Below are 19,662 nucleotides of genomic sequence, written 5' to 3' on the forward strand. Positions count from 1 at the left end.
AGGACAAATGATATTTTAGATTTTAATTTTTAACGTATTTTCTAGTGCCTCATTGATATTAGATGCTTGTATCACTTCGATTTTAGAGTCCTTTTCTCTTTTTAAATCCATGCTTTTGGCTCTTGGTATAATTGCCTGTTTGAACCCAAGGCGACCTGCTTCTCGAAGTCGTAATTGCATTTGACTAACTGAACGCAATTGTCCTCCAAGCCCAACTTCACCAATAAGCACTATGCCTTTTGGGAGTTCCATCTGTTTGTAACTTGAAATAACTGCTGCGGCAATTCCAAGATCAGCAGCTGGTTCTTCAACATCTAAACCTCCTGCCACAGCTAAATAGCAATCAAAACGAGATAGGGGGATATTCATATGCTTTTCTATGACTGCAAGTATTTGGTGCAGTCTGTTGCTTTCGATTCCTGTAGTTGTTCTTCGAGGTGATGGATAACTTGTTTGATTGATTAATGCTTGAAGATCTATAGCAATAGGTCGTGTGCCTTCACAAGCGACTATGGTTGCCACACCAGGTGCGTTCTCTGAGCTTAAAAATAGTTCGCTGGGGTTTTGAACTTCAATTAAACCTTGACCTTGCATTTCAAATACACCTAACTCATTGGTGGCTCCATATCTATTTTTGATTGTTCGAAGAATTCGATGACTAGCAAATCGGTCTCCTTCAAATGTGAGAACAACGTCCACAAGATGCTCCAGAACTTTCGGACCAGCTAACATTCCTTCTTTCGTGACATGGCCAACCAGAATTAATGCAATATTTTTACTCTTGGCTAATCGCTGCAGAGCTGCTGCACATTCTCTTACTTGAGTTACTGAGCCTGGAGTACCACCTAAGGAATCGTCTTGCAATGCTTGGATGCTGTCAATTATTGCAATATCTGGATTAAAGATTTCTATTTCATCAAGGATTAAATCAATATTTGTTTCTGCATACAGATGAAGATTAGATTTTTCTTTTTCTAGACGTTTCCAGCGAAGTTGTACCTGATGGCTTGATTCTTCGGCTGTTATATAAAGAACTGATTTGTAAAGAGCCATTTCAGTTGCACTTTGCAATAGCAGGGTACTTTTACCAATTCCTGGATCTCCACCAATCAAGATTAGAGAGCCTGGAACCAGGCCTCCACCAAGAACACGATCGAATTCTTGGTATCCACTAGTCATACGTTCAGTAGCGTGATTTTCTATGGATGATATAAGTTGAGAATGATTCTGGCTCAAGCCCTTTGACGCTAAATCTTTTTTGTTTTTGGACTTTATATTTGATGATTTTATGACTTCTTCAATGATTGAGTTCCAGTCCCCACAACTTGTGCATCTACCAAAATACTGGCGTGTTTCTGCTCCACAGGTTTGGCAGGTATAAATAGTGCTAGTTCGTGTCACGAGGTTGTCTAAAGAAAGTTCGGTGTAGTTGAATGAAGTAGTTTTTAGATGATTTTAAGCTTTGTTTTGTCTAAAATCGACTTAGTTCAGCGGATTCAGCCACAGATACAATGACTGCCGCTAGTCAATCTAAAGAAATTATCCTCGTAGCTGATGACGAGGCGAGTATCAGGAGAATCCTGGAAACGCGCTTGTCCATGATTGGCTATCAAGTTATAACGGCTTGCAATGGGAATGAGGCTTTACAGCAGTTCCAAAATTGCGAGCCAGATTTGGTTGTGCTTGATGTAATGATGCCTAAATTAGATGGCTATGGCGTGATCCAGGAATTACGTAAGGAGTCTGATGTCCCGATAGTAATGCTTACTGCTTTAGGTGACGTTGCAGATAGAATTACTGGTCTTGAATTGGGTGCAGATGACTATGTTGTTAAACCTTTTAGTCCAAAGGAACTTGAGGCACGTATTCGCTGTGTTTTGAGACGAGTAGAAAAGGAGCAAATTGCAGGTTTACCTAATTCAGGAGTCATTCAAGTTGCTGCATTCCGTATAGATACAAATAGGCGCAAGGTTTATCGAGGTGATGAACGTATAAGACTTACCGGCATGGAGTTTAGTTTATTAGAGCTTCTTGTTAGTCGCTCTGGCGAACCTTTTAGTAGAGGGGAAATTCTTAAGGAAGTTTGGGGATATACTCCAGAAAGGCATGTTGATACAAGAGTTGTTGACGTTCATATTTCTCGGCTGCGTTCAAAATTAGAAGATGATCCAGCAAATCCTGAGTTAATTCTTACCGCTCGTGGCACAGGTTATTTGTTTCAACGTATCGTTGATCCTCTTACATCAGAGCATTAGAAATAAATTCTGTGGAAAAGGATTCTCGCTCTAAAAGTAGTAGGTCTAAGGCTATTAGAAGATTAGTGATTTGGTATCGGCGAAATGCTGCTGTCACTTCTTTGGTTGATACAGCAGCTAGTTCTGCTTCTGCCGCAGGTAACGTAGCAGGTTCGGTTGTATCAGGCGCAGGCTCAATGGCGCGAAATACTCTTGATCCACTTGTTTTTGACCCTTTAAGGAGGCTACAGGGCGCGCAAAATGATTTCGACAAGCCTTCCCCGCAGGAGGAAAGACTTTGGGTGGCAGTTGATGGGATGGGCGGAGATAATGCTCCAGGCCCTATTCTGGACGGTTGCCTCAAAGCGATAGAGCGTCTCCCACTTTGTATTAAGTTTGTTGGCGAATCTCATAAAGTTCTTGAGTCTGCCGAACAAATGGGACTTACAGATCTTTTAAATCTTGCAATTAAAGAAGGTTATTTAGAACTTATTGCAAGTGGCCCATCCGTTGGGATGAATGAGGAGGCCACTGTGGTTAGAAAAAAACGAGATGCAAGCATTAATCTTGCAATGGACTTAGTCAAGAAAGGCGAAGCGTTGGCTGTTTATTCCGCAGGTAATTCAGGTGCATTAATGGCAGCAGCAATCTTCCGTTTAGGCCGCCTATCAGGAATTGATAGGCCTGCAATAGGTGCTTTGTTTCCTACTAAGGATCCAGAACAACCAGTTATGGTTTTAGATGTTGGGGCAAATATGGATTGCAAGCCTGCTTATTTGCATCAATTTGCATTATTAGGGAACATATATTCTCGTGATGTATTGCAGGTTAAGCAACCAAGAATTGGTTTACTCAATATTGGAGAAGAAGAATGCAAAGGTAATGATCTTTCTCTTCGAGCCTATGAGTTAATGAGTTCAGAAGAACGTTTTCACTTTGTTGGTAACTGTGAAGGTAGAGATGTTCTTTCTGGAGATTTTGATGTAGTTGTATGTGATGGATTTACAGGAAATGTTTTGCTTAAATTTCTTGAGTCGGTTGGTGGTGTTTTATTAGATGTTTTGCGAGCAGAGTTACCAAGAGGGAGGCGCGGAAAAGTTGGTTCGGCTTTTCTGCGAAATAATCTTAAAAGAATTAAAAAACGTTTGGATCATGCTGAGCATGGGGGAGCACTCTTGCTAGGGGTCAATGGCATTTGTGTCATTGGGCATGGGAGCAGCAAGGCTTTATCAGTTGTTAGTGCTCTCAGAATTGCACATTCCGCAGCTAACCATGGAGTTATGGACGATTTAGCTGAGCTTCAAAGTCCTAAATCAGTGACTTAGATGAATAGAATTGTTTTAGTGTGGTTATTCACTGCTGATTTTTTGTAGATTTTTTCTTTGACTGGTTATCCCTCAACTGTTTTCGGAGTGTCTTTAGTAGGCAGCGGTAGTGCAACTCCAGCACAGAAGATTACTAATGATGAGATGGCTTTACGTGTTGAGACTAATGACGAATGGGTTAGAACAAGAACAGGTATTCGAGCAAGGAGAATAATTGGCCCAGAAGAATCTCTGACTTCTCTTTGTGTCAATGCTGCACAATCAGCTTTAGACATGGCTGGATGGAATGCAGAGTCTGTAGATATGGTTTTGGTTGCCACTTCTACGCCAGATGATTTGTTTGGGATGGCTCCCAAAGTGCAAGGTGAATTAGGTGCTATTAATTCTGTAGCTTTTGATTTGACAGCAGCTTGTAGTGGTTTTTTGTTTGCTTTTGTAACGGCAGCACAATTTTTAAAAAATGGATCTTTTAAAAGAGCCTTGATTATTGGCGCAGATCAATTAAGTGGATGGATGGATTGGAATGATCGAAGTAGTTGTGTTCTTTTTGGAGATGGTGCAGGTGCAATCGCTATAGAAGCTACCGTGAATGGATCGGATTCTTTAATTGGATTTAAGGTTAAGTCAGATGGCGCACGTGGAGATTGTTTAAATCTTCATCAAAAAAGAGATTTTGTTCCCTTACTTGGTTCTTATCAATATCAAAAAGGTGGGTTCTCAAATGTTCAGATGAATGGTCAGGAAGTTTATAAATTTGCTGTTCGAGAAGTACCTTCTCTTCTCAAAGAGGTATTAGAAACTTATGGAGTTCCTTATGAATCAATTGATTGGCTGCTTTTGCATCAAGCTAACCAAAGAATTTTAAATGCTGTAGCTGATCGTTTCTCAATTCCTTATCACAAGGTTTTAAGTAACCTTGAACATTATGGGAACACATCAGCAGGGACAATTCCAATAATGCTTGATGAAGCTGTGAGAGATGGAAGAATTCAGCCTGGTAACTTAATTGCTGCTAGTGGTTTTGGTGCTGGATTGAGTTGGGGAGTTGCTTTATTTAGATGGGATGGTCCATCCTAGTCTGATATTAATGTTTTTCAAATTGCAATGACAATTGCTTGGGCGTTCCCTGGACAAGGTTCTCAAAAAGCTGAGATGGCTGATGCAGTTATTTCTCTTAAAGGAGGATTAGAAAGGTTTGAATTAGCTTCATCAATATTGGGGAGAGATTTGCTTGAGATTTGTCGTGGGACTAATCAGTCCGATGCTGACCTTGATGATTTGAATGACACACGCAATACTCAGCCCGCTATGTTTGTAGTTCAGTCATTGTTGATAGATGATTTAAAAAGGCAAGGACGAAAGCCTAGTTTTGTTGCGGGTCATAGTTTGGGTGAGTTTGCAGCTCTTTATGCTGCCGAGGTATTTGACCTCAATACAGCATTGCTTTTGCTCCAGACTCGTTCTGAGTTGATGGCGGCTGCAGGAGGAGGCGCTATGACTGCAGTATTAGGTTTTGATCGTAATCAACTTGAAGATTTGATTTCTAATACAGATGGAGTGGTTGTTGCTAATGATAATAGTTCTGAGCAAGTTGTTTTATCTGGTACACCTCATGCTGTGGAGTTAGTTGCTTCAAATCTGAATTGCAAGAGAGCCGTCCCTTTAAAAGTTTCTGGTGCGTTTCATTCCCCTTTTATGGAGAATGCTTCCAATGCTTTTTCTCTTAAGTTGGATCAGGCCCTTTTTCATGATGGAATTATTCCTGTTTTAAGTAATGCTGACCCAATCCCTTCAAAAAGTGGTGATTTGCTTAAGAAAAGGTTGAAACAGCAAATGACTACAGGAGTTCGATGGAGGGAGACTATGACAACTTTGCAAAACGAAGGTATAACTATTTTTGTAGAAATAGGTCCTGGAAAAGTATTGAGTGGCCTTGCAAAAAGATCAATTAATGGGATTTCCTTGAACCAAGTTTCATCTGCAACTGATTTAGGATATTAAATTGAATAGAACCACTAAGATTGCCATCCCTCAACCAAGTTTTATCTATAGATTGGTTAGTTATTTTTTCGTTTTCCCACTTTATAGAATTTTGTTTAGGGGCCGAACTTTTGGCAATCAAAATGTTCCACTTTCTGGTCCTTTAGTTGTAGTAGCTAACCATGGTTCTCATCTTGATCCTCCATTTTTAGGACATGCTTTAGGAAGGCCAGTTGCATTTATGGCAAAAGAAGAACTTTTTCAAATACCATTTCTTTCTTTCGTAATTAGAGCATGCGGAGCATATCCTGTTAGTAGAGGTGCAAGTGATAGAGAGGCTTTAAGAGTTGCGACTGCCCGATTGAATTCAGGCTGGGCAACAGGAGTTTTTTTAGATGGTACGCGTCAAAACAATGGTCGAGTTAATAAACCTATGGCAGGGGCTGCGTTGCTGTCTGCACGCACTGGCTCCGCGATTCTTCCAGTTGCAATAATTAATAGCCATAAAGCTCTTAGAAAGGGTTTTGCTTTTCCTCGGTTCATCCCAATTCATTTACGAATAGGTCAAGTGATTCTCCCGCCTGCAAGTCGCAAAAAAGTTGATCTGGAGCAAACCACTCGTGAGCTTCAGTTGTCTATTAATTCAATGATTGATAAGGGGCTTGTAGACTAATTATAAAACTAGATTTTTTACAAAGAAATCAATTATATTTTCGAAGTCTTTCCCTGTGAAAATAATCCCTCCTGAACGAAGTAGGTCAACATTTTTTTGCCATTAGGCTCTTTTATACAATAACTATTAAATGGAATAGATAATGTTGTTAATCTAATACCTCTACTGCCCAAGATTATCTGATCAACATCTTTTACTCTATTAAAATGCTAGGAACTTGTTGTTAATAAAATATGGTTGACTTTCTCATAAGAGAGATCATCTACTATTGATGTAAAGCTTGAAAGTGTCTCTTTTTCCCTGTAACCCCTTTTTATAAGATTAGAAGGAATGACTTCTTTTTAATAAGTAAATCTGAATATTTTTGATTACTAACCCTGCTCATTGCTAATTAAAAGTGTAATTCTTGAGTAATTTTTATTCCTGCTATTTCTCTAGTTATATCTCCTCCTAGAACTAGAATTAACTGTGGTAATTTGTTATTTGTTATTGATCTGAAAAGCGTTAAAGGCCTAAATAATAACAACCATGACTAGCCTAAGATCGTAATCACTACAATATTTTGATGCAATCTCATTTATTATTATCTACAGGAGATGTTGGATAGATTGGTAAAACATTATTCCACTTACTTTCTTTATTTTCTTCATGTGATTTCAAGCTTAGCTTGATAAGATTTTTAATGTCTTTTCCTATATCTTCTTTTGCTTCTATTGATGGTGAAATCTTTGTATTATCTTTTATTAGATGAGGCTTTTCAACTTCTTCTATATTTACATCTTCTGGATCATTATTATTTTTAATTAAAATATATTTGCCAGCCACTACCCCACGACGTTTCAGTGAATGTGTTATCCAAAACGATTCATCTTTGTTGGTAAGACTTAATTCATTTGCCAGCCTAGGTGCCATGATTTTGAAACTACTTATACCATCTATTGGACAATTTAATTGCTGAGATATTGTTCTTGCTAGTATTATTGTTAATCTTGTACCTGTAAAACCTCCTGGACCAGTTGCAACTGCTAATCGTGAAATCTGTTTCCATGATGTATACGGCAAAAGTTCTTTTATGCAATAAAACATATGATTTGATAGATTTTTTCCCATTTTAAAAGTTGAGGTCTTAAATATTTTTTCAGGAGCGTTTAGCTGAATTAATCCCACTCCAAAATCCTCAGTGGAACTATGCAAAGCTAATAAGTATTGAGAATCTTCACTAATGAGATGTTTATTTTGTCTTAGATTCATGAAGGGATTTTTTCATTTGGACGCAAACGTAACCATCGCCCACTATCTATATCAAAACTTTTGCAAGCTTGTACATCCCATTCAATTTCTGTGTTTCCCTGAGGTGGATCCATCAAACTGATATGGATTACTGGATCTGTTGGCTCAAAATCTGGTTTCAAATTCAAGTGATTTACTCCATGCTGTCTTTCAACAGCGTGATAAGCCTTGCATCGATCTACCCATTTGCAGTCAACACATATACACATGACTTCCAGATCTGATAATCCAACTGACACTGAGATTAATAGATCATTGCTTGTAAAGCGTCTTTTGAAACGTTTGAAGCCTGACAAATGGCCTTTTAATCTTGATGATCTTCCTGAAGGAAGTGTTCTAGTAGGCGGTTCAATACGAGATATATTGCTGAACAAGCAATATATGACCCATGATTTAGATTTTGTTTTACCTAAACACTCTATTGATACTTGTATAAAGCTTGCACAAAAGTATGGTGGTAAAGCAATAGTCCTTGACCCTAAAAGAGATATAGCAAGATATGTTTTTAAAGAATGGAAAATTGACTTAGCTAGTCAGATTGGTAAGAATTTGAAAGAGGATTTGTTGGCAAGAGATTTTACTATTAATGCAATAGCATTGAGGTGGTTTCCTGTACTAGAAGTACTAGATCCTTCAGGTGGTCTTGAGGATCTATTTAATAAAAAGCTTGTAGCAATTGCTGAAAAGAATATCTTGGAGGACCCATTAAGAATTCTTCGTGGAGTGCGACTAATTTCAGAGTTCAATTTTGCAATTGATCATCAAACTCAAGAGTTGCTTAAAAAAAATGCAACTCTTTTAAAAGGAGTTGCATCAGAACGGATTAAAGTTGAAATTGAAAGATTAATCCAAGGAAACTGGGCTGATGATGCAATACGATTTTTAATTAAATTAGATTTGTTAAAAGATCCTTGGCGTGGAAGTTATTATCCATACGTATCAGATTGTGTATCTTTAAAAAATGTTTCTTCTTTTTCACCTAACGAATTAAAGCTAGCCTTGCCTTTAGTTCGTCTTACCTATTTATTAAGTGAGGAAGGGTTGGTTGATTTAGGCTTCAGTAGGAAAATCATAAAAAGTTGTAATTTTCTTAGGTTCTGGCATCACAAATATGATGACCTTGGGTATACCGGGCTTAATGAAGTTGAACGCTTACAGTTACATATGGATTTAGAAAACCATTTGCCTGCATTGATTCTCCTTCTTTCTAGTGATGATCAGCAAATCTGGTTGGAACGATGGAGAGATCCTTTAGACCCCCTTTTCCACCCTTCTTCTCCGATCAATGGAAATGCTTTAAAAGAGACTTTTCAGGTTAAAGAAGGTCCTGTAATTGGGAAGTTAATATATCTTCTTACAAAGGAAAGAGCCTTTGGCCGCTTGCAGAAATTGGAAGAAGCTTTTACATTAGCTCGTTACTGGTTGGAACATAACTAACCCTTTTGTGATTAACTACACATAAGGAAGTCAGTTTTCTAACTGATGTGGTTTATTTCCCTTAGCCCTTCTGTTTTATGAGTGTTCGTCTTTACGTCGGTAATTTGCCGCAAAATTTAAAAATTAAAGAGTTAGAAGCACTCTTTTCTACTATTGGAAAGGGAATTCGGTTTAAAGCCGTTTTAGATAGAGATACTAAGGCATGTCGAGGGTTTGGGTTTGCCAATATTAATGACGAGAAAGTGGCTGAAGAAGTGATTGAAAAGCTAAATGGGCATGACTTTAATGGTACTAATTTGCGAGTTGAACGTTCCGAGCGGAAAGAATCTAATGCATCTTCAGGAAGACGGAATAATGCTTCTGGAGGCTCTAAGGGAAAGGGGTCTGCTCGCAAAGATGTTAAGAAAGTTGTACATAGTGATGCACCTACTAAAGAAGCCCCTGACCCAAGATGGGCTGGTGAACTATCTAAATTAAAGGAACTACTGGCTAATCAAAAAACACCTGTTTAATTAATACCTTTGGTTCATGTTGAATGTTTATCTTGTTTGTGCGATTAGAAAGCTTATAGGTAGTTCTATGAATTTCATGAATTGACTTACATAAGCTCTGTTATTAAAAACATCATAATCGAGTCTTTCTATTGAGTTTAGAATCCCCCTGTAGAGCCTAAGCGATGTCCATACAGGCCATCTTGCGTCCGCGGAAAGCCATTTTACTCCTTCCTCTGATATCGAAAACCATTCTCTTGCTCGCTTTAACTGGAATGCCATAAGTTCTTTCCACTCAGCATTAATTTTTCCTTGCATTAGATCTTCTTCAGAATACCCAAATTTTTGTAAATCCTCTTGAGGTAAATATATCCGGCCTCTAGATCTATCTTCACCAACATCTCTTAAAATATTGGTTAATTGATTTGCGATCCCAAGAGCTACAGCTGCTTTAGATGTGTCAGGTCGAGCACTCCAAGGCGCATTTGTGTATGCGGGGTCTATGCCCATAACATTTTGTGTCATAAGACCTACAGTGCCTGCAACTCTGTAGCAATAAAGTTCAAGCTCCTCAAAAGTTGAATATCTTGTTTTCTCTAAATCCATTCTTTGTCCTTCGATCATGTCTAAATATGGATCAATTGTTTGTGGGAAGTTTTCTATAGTATCTGCCAAAACACTGTCTAATTCATCATTTATATTTCCTTTGAAGATTTCCCTAGTTCGTAATTCCCATTGATCCAGTCGATCTGATAATTGAGATTTCGAGAGTTGTTGAGCTTCTTCGCTATCCATTAGTTCATCCGTTCTTCTGCACCATACATATATCGCCCAAATTGCTTTACGTTTAATTGGAGGAAGAAGAAGTGTTCCTAAATAAAATGTTTTAGCCCATTTAGCTGTCTCTTTCCCACATAATTCATAGGCATTATTGAGGCTTACTGAATTTTCAATATTCATTATGGTGTTTCTTAGTATGTAAGATTTATCACTTAGGCTTAAAGTGGGTTTTTGGTTTGGGAGTTAAATAATTTTTCCGTGGATTTATTAACTTTATCAGCACAAAGTTTTCCACTCAGTACAGCTCCTTCCATAGATGCAAGATATCGTTGCATGGTGTAATCACCTGAAAGGAAGAAATTGCTAATAGGAGTTTCTTGATTTGGCCTAAGTTTTTGACAGCCAGGTGTAGATTTATAGACAGACAGTGGTGTTTTGACAACTTTGTACTTTCTTAACCCAGTCTTATTTTCACCAGTGAAATGTATAGGGAAGAGTTTTTTTAATTCATTCATAGTGGCTTCAATTATATCTTCATCACTTTTATGTATCCAATCTTTAGCAGGTGCAAAAACAAGCTCTAACATTGATCTATGGGGATCTTCATATTCTTTACAAGTTATACTCATATCAGCATATACACTTAACAAAGATGAGCGACTAAATAGTAAATGATCAATATCCGTAAGTTTTTTATCAAACCAAAGATGAATATTTATTACTGGCACTCCTCTTAGACCTTCTAATTTACTAAATGAATCTATTGATTTCCAAGCTTCAGGTATAAGAAGCTTGAATAAATCTACTGGCAAAGCACTTACATAAGCATCGGCAAAAAATTCTTCCGTAATACCTTCTTTTGTTTTATTTATGCTAAAACTTTTTACACTTGAGTCATCATTAAGATTGATACTTCTTAAAGCACTATTCATATAAATCTCACCACCTAGTGATTTAATATGATCAACAATTGGTTGGCATAATCTTTCTGGCGGTGCTCCATCAAGAAATGCCATTTTAGATCCATTTTTTTCTTGTAAAAATCTATTTAAAGCAGTTAGTAATACAGTTGAAGAAATCTCGTCAGGGTTTATAAAATTGAGTGCTTTGCTCATAGCAATAAATACTTCTTTATTAACTCTCTCTGGAATATTGCGAGAACGTAGCCATTCACTCCAAGACATTGAGTCACATTCTTCAACATACTCTTGCCCACGAAGCATGGCTGGGATCAGTCCCAAGCCAAACGAGACTTTTTCTGAAATGGTGAGCATGTCATTATTTTTTAATATTGCTGCAATTCCATTTATTGGCGCAGGCAGATCAGGGAAATCAAAACGACTATATGTTCCTGGCTCTTCAGGTTGATTGAAAATCATTGAATGACTTTTCCATTGAAGTCTGTCTTCAATTCCTAATTCTTTAAAAAGTTGAAGCATGTTTGGATATGCACCAAAGAAAATATGAAGACCTGTTTCATACCAGTCTCCTTCTTCATCTTTCCAGGCGGCTATTTTGCCCCCAAGTACATCGCGAGCTTCAAAAATAATCGGTGTGTGCCCTTGGTCAGCCAAGTATTTTGCACATGAAAGTCCTGCTAGACCAGCTCCAGCAATGGCAACACGCATGCTTTTTTTTTAGATTGATTGCAACTGTAGTGAGAAAAGGGCCCTAAAATTTCTATATATTGTTTATTTTCAATTTTTTTAGGTGTTTCTTTATGTCCAATCCTCTCCTTAAATGCACCACAAGGCATGTTCGGATTTTCACAGCTATTCAGGAGCAAAATAATTTAATTGAAGATGACTCTCATTTGACACTTGATATAGACCCTGACAATGAGTTCCTTTGGTGTCAGGAATCCATAGAGAAAGTAAGAACTCGATTTAGTGAATTGGTTGCTGCTCAAGCTAATAAGGAATTAAGCGATTATTCTCTTAGAAAGATTGGTACTGACCTTGAGTCGTATATGCGAAAAATGCTTCAAGCAGGAGAGCTAACTTACAACCCAGAATGTCGAGTACTAAATTATTCAATGGGACTACCTAGAACCCCAGATTTATTGTGAGTAGACCACCATATAGATCGTCTAGGAGATTGGGTTCTTCTAGATCCTCAAGGAATACTGATCCAAGACTCGGTCCTAATAGAGGTCGTTCCAAAAGAAATGGCTCTCAAGATTTTGATGGAAGAGGATCTATAAAACCATCGAGTGGAGAGAGTGGAATCAATATGAATACAGGTACTATTGCTGTTCTTGCAGGTGTACTGGTTTTAGGTGTTGGAATTGGTAGTGCTATTACAAGCACTACTCAAGGTGGTTCAGGCAATATTGCTAGTCAGCAGCAATTGGATATGGCTGTCCCAGATCCTGAATTTTGTAGACAGTGGGGTGCCAGTGCTTTTGTAATTGATATAGAGATGTATACAACACTGAATCCTTCAACTAGCTTTGTAACACAACCAGCATTACAGCCTGGTTGTGTTATCAGGAGAGAGAACTGGTCTCTTTTGCAAAAGCAAGGAGCAATTACTAATGAGGATGTTCGAGAATGTAAGCAACGTATGAATACCTTTGCTTATATTGGTTCTATTAGAGATAAACCAATAGTCAGATGTGTTTATCAGGCTGATGTGAATGATAATAAATTTATTATTAAAGGTGTTGAAGAAGAAGGAATTCGTGTAAATCAGGAGGCCATCCAATTCTAATAGTTCTTGTTATTTGTTATTAAGCTTTTTTTTAATAGGGCTATTCTCACTTGCAAAAATTGGGAGCACTTCGTTGGTAAAAGCTTTGGCAGCTCTTGATGTATATCGCATTGGATTACTAATTAATTTCAATTCTCGTTTCACTTCTAGATCTACAACTTTTGGTTTATGTAGTGTTCCTGCTAAAAGATCTCTTTCAATAGAAACTACAGGTAGAAAAGCTGCCCCAAGACCTGATTGGACTGCATTCTTAATTGCTTCTAGAGAATTTAATTCCATTTCTATTCGTAAACGTTGTACATCTAATCCAGAAGTTTTTAATAATTGATCAACAACCTTTCTGGTAGTGGACTGAGAATCGAGTGTAACAAAACCTAGCCTATACAAGTCTTCTTTAGTTAGTTCTTTTCTCCTTGAGAAGGGGTGTTTTTGTGAAAGGATTAAGGCTAATTCATCATTTGCATAGGGAACTATTTCTAATATTTCATTTAGCTCGGAGGGTAGTTGACCTCCAATAATTGCGAGGTCAATTTGTCCATTAGCTACACTCCAACCAGTACGTCTGGTGCTATGTACTTGAAGCTGAACAGATACATCAGGAAATTTTTGCCTGAATAAACCAATCATACGAGGCATTAGGTATGTTCCGGTTGTTTGACTAGCTCCAATTACTAAAGAACCACCTTTTAAATTATGTAAATCTTCAATCGCACCACATGCTTCATCACATTGGTTAAGTATTCTTTCGCAATATTCCAGTAATAGTTTTCCTCCTTTGGTTAATTGGGCCTTTCTTCCTCCTCTATCAAATATTGTCAATTCCAATTGCTTTTCTAAGTTTTGAATTTGGAGACTTACAGCAGGCTGTGTCACATAAAGACTCTCAGCAGCTTTCTTGAAACTCCCCTCATCGGCTATTGCCTTGAGAATACGCAGTTGATCTAGAGTGAAAGGCAGTTCGGCCATAGCGGCTGCTATAAAGGAGAGCTAAACAGACTTGTACTTGGGAACTCTATCTAAGTTCCGCTGAATCTAACAATTCCTCGAGAAAACTTCTGCCACAAATGTTTCCAGAAGCCATTCATCACAGTAGCCTAGTAATGATTGGGTTATTGTTTGTATTTGCAGTAATTCACAGCGGTGGGGCTGCATTAAGAGTTCATGCTGAAAAGGTTATTGGAGCTAGGGCTTGGAGAGTCGTTTTTGCAAGCGCAAGCATACCTTCTGCATCTCTATTGATTCTTTATTTTTTAGCTCATAGATATGATGGAGCTCGCCTTTGGAACGTACAAGGTATACCAGGGGTTGTTCCTTTTGTTTGGATCACAACAGCTATAAGCTTTTTATTTTTATATCCTGCAACTTATAACCTCTTAGAAATCCCTGCATTGGTAAAACCTCAAGTCAGGCTTTATGCGCAGGGAATTATTCGAGTCAGTAGGCATCCTCAAGCAATTGGTCAAGTGCTTTGGTGTTTTGCTCATGGTCTTTGGATTGGTAGTAGCTTTATGCTTGTAACATCATTAGGACTCATTGCACACCATGCTTTTGCTGTTTGGCATGGAGATAGGCGATTGGAGGCGAAATTTGGGAAGGATTTTCAAGAACTCAAAAGAAATACATCAGTAATTCCATTTATTGCAGTACTTGATGGGCGTCAAAAATTGCAATTCAATGAATTCATTCGCCCCTCTCAGTTGGGCATATTGATTGCAATAGCTGCCTTGTGGTGGTCACACCGGTTTATTTCAGTTGGCACACAAATGTTTTTATCTTCCAAGTTATCAGAACTGTTTGCATGAAGTGCCTACACTCACAAACATATGAAAAGACAGAATGCTATCTACAGCTGAAATTGCTTGGTTAATTCCATTGCTTCCTCTTGTCGGTGCAATTGCATCTGGCTTGGGATTAATTGGTTTCAATCAGGCTATGAACCGATTAAAAAAACCGGTCGCAATTACTTTGCTTACATGTGTTGGTTCTTCTGCTGTATTAAGTTATGCCGTTCTTTTAGAACAAATCATAAGCCCACATTCAGTGGAGCATTTATTTGTTTGGGCTAGCGCGGGAGACTTTACCCTCCCAATGGGTTATGTAGTGGATCCCTTAGGTGCGGTAATGCTTGCTTTAGTTACAACTATTGCTCTTTTGGTGATGGTATATTCCCATGGCTATATGTCTCACGATAAAGGGTATGTCAGGTTTTTTACTTATCTAGCTCTTTTCAGTAGCTCTATGCTTGGGCTAATTATTAGTCCAAATTTATTAGAAATATATGTTTTTTGGGAATTAGTTGGCATGTGTTCTTATTTACTTGTTGGGTTCTGGTACGACAGAGATGGAGCAGCTCATGCTGCACAAAAGGCTTTTGTTGTAAATAGAGTCGGTGATTTTGGTCTTTTACTTGGAATACTTGGGCTTTTCTGGGCTACTGGAACCTTTGATTTTAACGGAATTGCAATAGGTCTCTCAGATGCCATAGCTTCAGACGTTATCCCTTTATGGGCTGCTTTGCTGCTTTGCTTTTTGGTCTTCATGGGACCAATGGCAAAATCAGCTCAATTCCCTTTGCATGTTTGGTTACCAGATGCAATGGAGGGGCCTACCCCTATTTCGGCCTTGATACATGCTGCAACAATGGTCGCGGCAGGTGTTTTCTTAGTTGCCAGGCTTGAGCCTTTATATAGTCAATTTCCTTTTATTAACTTATTGATAGCAATTTTCGGAACCATTACTTGTTTCCTTGGTGCTTCTATAGCCCTTACCCAAATGGACTTAAAAAAAGGATTGGCGTATAGCACTGTGTCTCAATTGGGTTACATGATGCTTGCAATGGGTTGCGGAGCCCCTATTGCTGGAATGTTTCATTTGGTCACCCATGCTTTCTTCAAGGCAATGCTTTTTCTTGGTTCAGGATCGGTAATTCATGCAATGGAGGAAGTTGTTGGGCATGAACCAATTCTGGCTCAAGATATGAGGTTAATGGGTGGTTTGCGAAAAAAAATGCCTATAACAGCAATTACTTTTTTGATTGGCTGTATTGCTATTAGTGGGATTCCACCATTGGCAGGTTTTTGGAGTAAAGACGAGATACTTGGAGAAGCATTTAAAACTTTCCCAATATTATGGATTGTTGGCTTTATGACTGCAGGAATGACGGCTTTTTATATGTTTAGGCTTTATTTTTTAACATTTGAAGGAAGTTTCAGGGGTAATAATGAGGAACTTCAGAATACTTTATTAGCTTTAGCTGGAAAAGAAAAAGAGGAGGATGATTTCCATGGCTCAGGAGTTATACATGAGTCTTCATGGCCTATGACAGTCCCCTTAATAGTGTTATCTGTTCCTTCTGTTTTAATTGGGTTTGTAGGTATTCCTTGGAATAGTGGCTTTGCGAAATTGTTAAATTCTGAGGAGGCTATGGCAATGTCAGCGAATTTTAGTTGGGGAGAATTCCTTCCCTTAGCTTTTGGATCAGTTGCTATATCTATTGCTGGTATTTCTTTGGCATTTTTAGCTTATTATTTAAAAAAAGTAGACTTAAAATCATCCGTAGTACAGAGATTTTCATTTATTAATTCGTTTTTCTCTAACAAATGGTATCTGGATGATTTTAATGAAAAGGTTTTTGTTAAAGGCAGCAGGAGATTGGCTCGTGAAGTCTTAGAGGTTGATGCAAAAGTTGTTGATGGTGTCGTTAATTTGACAGGCCTTTTAACTTTAGGAAGCGGAGAGGGTTTGAAATATTTCGAGACAGGTAGAGCTCAGTTCTATGCATTAATTGTTTTTGGAGGAGTCATAGGTTTAGTGGCTCTTTTTGGAGTTCTTGGGAATTAATTTTCAAGAAGAATTTTTATTGTGTGTGTCATCCCCTATCGATTGGATGCGAGACCCGTAAGTATTTCTACACTCCAAAAGAGTAGGGAAAATTAATTTAGTGCTTCACTGCGTCTCAGATGTATTTTTGGCAATGATTCCTGGTCAAGTGCCAGAGCCTATCCAGGCTGATTTCCCTTGGTTAAGTTTGTCTATTCTATTCCCAATTGGTTGTTCGCTTTTAGTGCCTTTCATACCCGATGAGGGAGATGGCAAACAAGTGAGGTGGTATGCATTAGCAATAGCCTTAATAACATTTTTAATTACAGTTGCTGCTTACTTAAAGGGTTACGACCCTTCCCAAGAAGGTTTACAGCTTTCAGAAAGAGTTTCTTGGTTGCCTGATTTAGGACTGACCTGGTCTGTTGGTGCAGATGGTCTTTCTATGCCTCTTATTCTTTTAACGAGCTTTATTACAGCATTAGCTGTTCTTGCAGCATGGCCTGTGAGTTTCAAACCAAAGCTATTTTTCTTTTTGATCTTGGCAATGGATGGGGGGCAGATAGCAGTTTTTGCAGTTCAAGATATGCTTCTTTTCTTTTTGGCTTGGGAATTAGAGCTTTTGCCAGTTTATTTATTATTAGCTATATGGGGAGGTAAAAAACGACAATATGCGGCTACAAAATTCATCATTTATACAGCAGGAAGCTCTTTATTTATTCTCCTTGCAGGTTTAGCAATGGGCTTTTTTGGAGGGGGTTCTCCAAATTTTGAATTTACACATTTAGCTAATCAGAATTTTGGGACTAGTTTTCAATTGCTCTGTTATGGAGGATTACTGATTGCCTTTGGAGTCAAGTTACCAATAGTCCCTTTACATACTTGGCTGCCTGATGCTCATGGAGAAGCCACAGCTCCCGTTCATATGCTTCTTGCTGGAATTTTGTTAAAGATGGGTGGATATGCGCTTTTAAGATTTAATGCTCAATTGCTTCCTGATGCTCATGCACAATTTGCTCCCTTGTTAATTGTTCTTGGTGTTGTAAATATTATTTATGCTGCGCTTACTTCCTTTGCCCAAAGAAACTTAAAAAGAAAAATTGCGTATAGCTCAATAAGTCATATGGGCTTTGTGCTTATTGGAATAGGGAGTTTTAGTTCTTTAGGAACTAGTGGCGCAATGCTTCAAATGATTAGCCACGGATTGATAGGTGCCAGTCTCTTTTTCTTGGTTGGCGCAACTTATGATCGTACACATACTCTTCAACTTGATGAAATGGGGGGTGTTGGCCAAAAAATGCGAATTATGTTCGCACTTTGGACTGTTTGCTCATTAGCTTCTTTAGCTCTCCCTGGAATGAGTGGATTTGTTTCTGAATTAATGGTTTTTGCTGGTTTTGTAACGGATGAAGCGTATACCTTGCCTTTTAGAATTGTGATAGCAGGGCTTGCAGCGATTGGAGTAATCCTCACCCCTATTTATTTACTTTCTATGCTTAGGGAAATCTTCTTTGGAAAAGAAAATGTTGATCTACTTGCTAAAAGAGAGCTTGTAGATGCTGAGCCAAGAGAGATTTATATCATTGGCAGTCTTCTTGTCCCGATAATAGGTATTGGCTTGTATCCCAGAATTATGACTGAGACGTATACAGCTTCTATAGATGGATTAGTCGCGAGAGATAAGCTTGCTATAGAAAGGATTCTTATGTCTGATGAAGTAAGTTCTGGGAAGGTTGAGTTTTCACAACCTTCTAGTCAGGCTCCTAAATTAACTATTTATAATTCTGGAAGTTAGAAGATATTATTTTTTAATTAAGCAATTAAGAATATAATTCATTTATTAAAAGTATCCTTTTGATAAAGGTTTTAATTTTTCTAAGATAGTTAATACTATTAAATTACTTTAATAGTATTTCTGGTTTTTTCTTTACCTGGCAAGAACAGCATACTCTCGCTAATTTTATTGAAGAAGCTTAATTACTTTGCCTGTAGAGGGGCTTGAAAATAAATCCAATGCAGCAGGTGCTCGGCTTGCCATACGTTTACTGCAGGATGCTGCAGAGAATGGAGATATAGACCCTTGGGATATAGACGTAATTCCTGTAATAGATGGATTTTTAGATCAATTGCGTCAGAGAATTGATTTTTCTGAGAGAGTTTTATCTCAATCTGGTGGTACTTTTGAAAGGGATTTAGCTGATAGTAGTGAGGCTTTTCTAGCAGCTTCTGTGCTAGTTGGTTTGAAAGCAGAAGTTTTAGAATCTGACACTTTCCCTATTGAAGATGATCTTGAAGAATCTTTTGAAGTATCTTTTGCCGAACAAGGATGGCTGGATCCAAGACTCGATCTTCCTTTGAAGCCCGAGAAACATCTTTATCGCCGCCCAGTAGCCCCACCCCCTTTTAGAAGAGCTGTCTCTTTAGGAGAGCTTATAGAACAACTTGAGTCGATTGCTGAAACAATTGAGGCTGATGAGCTTAATAGTCGAAGAAGAAGAAGGGAAAAAAGATTTAGTGATAAACAAATTATTGAACAAGTGACATCTTTAGCTCATAGAGAGAAATTACCTGAGACTACTGCTGCTTTAGGTTTGTTTTTAAATAACTGGGAGCAGGCTTTGCATTGGGTAGATTTTAATTTCTTGGTAATAAATTGGAAGGATGTTGCATGTGATGATTTAGATACTGATCGAGTGGGTGTTTTTTGGGCTTTGTTATTTTTATCTTCACAAGGAAAAATAGAGCTGACTCAAGAAGGATTTTTATATGCACCATTAAAATTAAGAAGAATTCTAGAGCCAGGAATGATTGCTCAACTTCCTATAAATCAATTAGACGTGACAGCTTCTTCTCCCGCTGCAGCATGATTAGTGGTATAAATACCTTTTATTATTCGGCCTATTGAAAAATGAGGCCTAAAA

19 protein-coding genes are annotated in these 19,662 nt (G+C 38.1%); 13 read left to right on the plus strand and 6 right to left on the minus strand.

The genetic code is table 11. From position 1 onward, the window contains the following. Positions 1-15: 15 nt before the first annotated feature. Positions 16-1,401: a DNA repair protein RadA gene (radA, locus tag EV07_RS00665; RefSeq protein ID WP_036916427.1), complete on the minus strand. Its 1,386-nt coding sequence runs from the start codon at positions 1,399-1,401 to the stop codon at positions 16-18. Between the two features lie 110 nt (positions 1,402-1,511). On the opposite strand from radA, the gene rpaB reads away from it, so the two are divergent. Genes rpaB through EV07_RS00690 form a run of 5 tightly spaced genes read left to right on the plus strand, consistent with a single transcriptional unit; the run spans position 1,512 to position 6,212 of the window. Continuing rightward, on the plus strand, positions 1,512-2,255 hold the full coding sequence (gene rpaB, locus EV07_RS00670; protein WP_036916428.1) for a response regulator transcription factor RpaB: 744 nt from the start codon (positions 1,512-1,514) through the stop codon (positions 2,253-2,255). Between the two features lie 11 nt (positions 2,256-2,266). Beyond that, complete coding sequence (plsX, locus tag EV07_RS00675; protein WP_036916429.1) at positions 2,267-3,559, plus strand: phosphate acyltransferase PlsX; 1,293 nt, start codon at positions 2,267-2,269, stop codon at positions 3,557-3,559. Between the two features lie 57 nt (positions 3,560-3,616). Then, a complete protein-coding gene (locus tag EV07_RS00680; protein ID WP_036916430.1) occupies positions 3,617-4,636 on the plus strand; it encodes a beta-ketoacyl-ACP synthase III in 1,020 nt (339 codons plus the stop codon). Between the two features lie 27 nt (positions 4,637-4,663). Continuing rightward, entirely contained in the window at positions 4,664-5,560 is an 897-nt protein-coding gene (gene fabD, locus EV07_RS00685) for an ACP S-malonyltransferase (RefSeq protein ID WP_036916431.1), read from the plus strand. 1 nt (position 5,561) lies between these two features. After that, positions 5,562-6,212 carry a lysophospholipid acyltransferase family protein gene (locus EV07_RS00690; protein WP_152557504.1) on the plus strand — a complete coding sequence of 217 codons (651 nt, stop codon included), beginning with the start codon at positions 5,562-5,564 and terminating at the stop codon, positions 6,210-6,212. A 573-nt stretch (positions 6,213-6,785) separates the two neighbouring features. On the opposite strand, the gene tsaB is transcribed toward EV07_RS00690, so the two are convergent. Both tsaB and EV07_RS00700 read right to left on the minus strand, forming a co-directional pair. Continuing rightward, positions 6,786-7,463 (minus strand): tRNA (adenosine(37)-N6)-threonylcarbamoyltransferase complex dimerization subunit type 1 TsaB, encoded by a 678-nt coding sequence (tsaB, locus tag EV07_RS00695; protein WP_052043804.1) that lies wholly within the window; start codon positions 7,461-7,463, stop codon positions 6,786-6,788. After that, on the minus strand, positions 7,460-7,711 hold the full coding sequence (locus EV07_RS00700; protein WP_036916433.1) for a Ycf34 family protein: 252 nt from the start codon (positions 7,709-7,711) through the stop codon (positions 7,460-7,462). The genes tsaB and EV07_RS00700 overlap by 4 nt, the downstream gene beginning before the upstream one ends. Here EV07_RS00700 and EV07_RS00705 point away from each other — a divergent pair. Together EV07_RS00705 and EV07_RS00710 are read left to right on the plus strand one after the other, a co-directional pair. After that, complete coding sequence (locus EV07_RS00705) at positions 7,710-8,939, plus strand: CCA tRNA nucleotidyltransferase (RefSeq protein WP_036916434.1); 1,230 nt, start codon at positions 7,710-7,712, stop codon at positions 8,937-8,939. The genes EV07_RS00700 and EV07_RS00705 overlap by 2 nt on opposite strands. 77 nt (positions 8,940-9,016) lie before the next feature. After that, positions 9,017-9,451, plus strand: coding sequence for an RNA recognition motif domain-containing protein (locus EV07_RS00710; RefSeq protein WP_036916435.1), 435 nt, complete (start codon positions 9,017-9,019; stop codon positions 9,449-9,451). Between the two features lie 27 nt (positions 9,452-9,478). Here EV07_RS00710 and EV07_RS00715 read toward each other — a convergent pair whose 3' ends face one another. Continuing rightward, entirely contained in the window at positions 9,479-10,390 is a 912-nt protein-coding gene (locus tag EV07_RS00715) for a phytoene synthase (RefSeq protein WP_152557503.1), read from the minus strand. A gap of 38 nt (positions 10,391-10,428) precedes the next feature. After that, complete coding sequence (pds, locus tag EV07_RS00720) at positions 10,429-11,838, minus strand: 15-cis-phytoene desaturase (RefSeq protein ID WP_036916436.1); 1,410 nt, start codon at positions 11,836-11,838, stop codon at positions 10,429-10,431. Between the two features lie 92 nt (positions 11,839-11,930). On the opposite strand from pds, the gene EV07_RS00725 reads away from it, so the two are divergent. Together EV07_RS00725 and EV07_RS00730 are read left to right on the plus strand one after the other, a co-directional pair. Next, positions 11,931-12,278 carry an NAD(P)H-quinone oxidoreductase subunit M gene (locus EV07_RS00725; RefSeq protein ID WP_036916437.1) on the plus strand — a complete coding sequence of 116 codons (348 nt, stop codon included), beginning with the start codon at positions 11,931-11,933 and terminating at the stop codon, positions 12,276-12,278. 164 nt (positions 12,279-12,442) lie between these two features. Further along, positions 12,443-12,922, plus strand: coding sequence for a DUF3172 domain-containing protein (locus EV07_RS00730; RefSeq protein ID WP_193742689.1), 480 nt, complete (start codon positions 12,443-12,445; stop codon positions 12,920-12,922). A gap of 9 nt (positions 12,923-12,931) precedes the next feature. Here the strand turns inward: EV07_RS00730 and EV07_RS00735 are convergent, their stop codons facing one another. Further along, on the minus strand, positions 12,932-13,888 hold the full coding sequence (locus EV07_RS00735; protein WP_036916439.1) for a LysR family transcriptional regulator: 957 nt from the start codon (positions 13,886-13,888) through the stop codon (positions 12,932-12,934). Positions 13,889-13,986: 98 nt separating this feature from the next. On the opposite strand from EV07_RS00735, the gene EV07_RS00740 reads away from it, so the two are divergent. The 4 genes from EV07_RS00740 to EV07_RS00755 all read left to right on the plus strand — a co-directional run bounded on the left by EV07_RS00740 (position 13,987) and on the right by EV07_RS00755 (position 19,608). After that, on the plus strand, positions 13,987-14,724 hold the full coding sequence (locus EV07_RS00740; protein WP_036916440.1) for an NnrU family protein: 738 nt from the start codon (positions 13,987-13,989) through the stop codon (positions 14,722-14,724). A gap of 34 nt (positions 14,725-14,758) precedes the next feature. Next, a complete protein-coding gene (locus EV07_RS00745) occupies positions 14,759-16,762 on the plus strand; it encodes an NAD(P)H-quinone oxidoreductase subunit 5 (RefSeq protein ID WP_036916441.1) in 2,004 nt (667 codons plus the stop codon). Positions 16,763-16,895: 133 nt separating this feature from the next. Continuing rightward, positions 16,896-18,536, plus strand: a complete 1,641-nt coding sequence (locus EV07_RS00750) for an NAD(P)H-quinone oxidoreductase subunit 4 (RefSeq protein WP_036916706.1) — start codon at positions 16,896-16,898, stop codon at positions 18,534-18,536. 187 nt (positions 18,537-18,723) lie between these two features. Then, positions 18,724-19,608: a segregation/condensation protein A gene (locus EV07_RS00755; RefSeq protein WP_036916442.1), complete on the plus strand. Its 885-nt coding sequence runs from the start codon at positions 18,724-18,726 to the stop codon at positions 19,606-19,608. The last annotated feature ends 54 nt before the right edge of the window (positions 19,609-19,662 follow it).

The organism is Prochlorococcus sp. MIT 0603, assembly GCF_000760215.1.
Classification (GTDB): Bacteria; Cyanobacteriota; Cyanobacteriia; order PCC-6307; family Cyanobiaceae; genus Prochlorococcus_E.

Coding starts and splice junctions, on each gene's coding strand:
- EV07_RS00700 (WP_036916433.1), bottom strand. CDS start 7,711: ATGTGTATATGTGTTGACTGCAAATGGGTAGATCGATGCAAGGCTTAT.
- EV07_RS00715 (WP_152557503.1), bottom strand. CDS start 10,390: ATGAATATTGAAAATTCAGTAAGCCTCAATAATGCCTATGAATTATGT.
- rpaB (WP_036916428.1), top strand. CDS start 1,512: ATGACTGCCGCTAGTCAATCTAAAGAAATTATCCTCGTAGCTGATGAC.
- pds (WP_036916436.1), bottom strand. CDS start 11,838: ATGCGTGTTGCCATTGCTGGAGCTGGTCTAGCAGGACTTTCATGTGCA.
- tsaB (WP_052043804.1), bottom strand. CDS start 7,463: ATGAATCTAAGACAAAATAAACATCTCATTAGTGAAGATTCTCAATAC.
- EV07_RS00735 (WP_036916439.1), bottom strand. CDS start 13,888: ATGGCCGAACTGCCTTTCACTCTAGATCAACTGCGTATTCTCAAGGCA.
- EV07_RS00740 (WP_036916440.1), top strand. CDS start 13,987: ATGTTTCCAGAAGCCATTCATCACAGTAGCCTAGTAATGATTGGGTTA.
- EV07_RS00725 (WP_036916437.1), top strand. CDS start 11,931: ATGTCCAATCCTCTCCTTAAATGCACCACAAGGCATGTTCGGATTTTC.
- EV07_RS00730 (WP_193742689.1), top strand. CDS start 12,443: ATGAATACAGGTACTATTGCTGTTCTTGCAGGTGTACTGGTTTTAGGT.
- EV07_RS00750 (WP_036916706.1), top strand. CDS start 16,896: ATGATTCCTGGTCAAGTGCCAGAGCCTATCCAGGCTGATTTCCCTTGG.
- EV07_RS00745 (WP_036916441.1), top strand. CDS start 14,759: ATGCTATCTACAGCTGAAATTGCTTGGTTAATTCCATTGCTTCCTCTT.
- EV07_RS00710 (WP_036916435.1), top strand. CDS start 9,017: ATGAGTGTTCGTCTTTACGTCGGTAATTTGCCGCAAAATTTAAAAATT.
- fabD (WP_036916431.1), top strand. CDS start 4,664: ATGACAATTGCTTGGGCGTTCCCTGGACAAGGTTCTCAAAAAGCTGAG.
- EV07_RS00705 (WP_036916434.1), top strand. CDS start 7,710: ATGACTTCCAGATCTGATAATCCAACTGACACTGAGATTAATAGATCA.